We start from the raw sequence: 372 nt of genomic DNA, 5'->3' as shown, positions 1-372 counted from the left end.
GTTGAAACCGTTGAGCTGGGCGGCGGGGCTCATTCGGCGCGGGGTCGCTCCTCCCACGGAGATTCGAGTGGTGGCTGGAGGCGCTGTGGGAGCCCCGACCTCGGGGCGAAGCGGTTTCTCTGCTGCCCGCAACCGCTGCGGTTGAAACCGTTGAGATGGGCGGCGGGGCCCATTCGGCGCGGGGTCGCGCCTCCCACGGAGATTCGAGTGGTGCCTGGAGGCGCTGTGGGAGCCCCAACCTCGGGGCGAAGCGGTTTCTCTGCTGCCCGCAACCGCTGCGGTTGAAACCGTTGAGATGGGCGGCGGGGCCCATTCGGCGCGGGGTCGCGCCTCCCACGGAGATTCGAGTGGTGCCTGGAGGTGCTGTGGGAA

The organism is Pseudomonas sp. KSR10 (assembly GCF_022355455.1).
Lineage (GTDB): Bacteria > Pseudomonadota > Gammaproteobacteria > Pseudomonadales > Pseudomonadaceae > Stutzerimonas > Stutzerimonas stutzeri_E.
Note: the sequence above shows the minus strand (reverse complement) of the source record.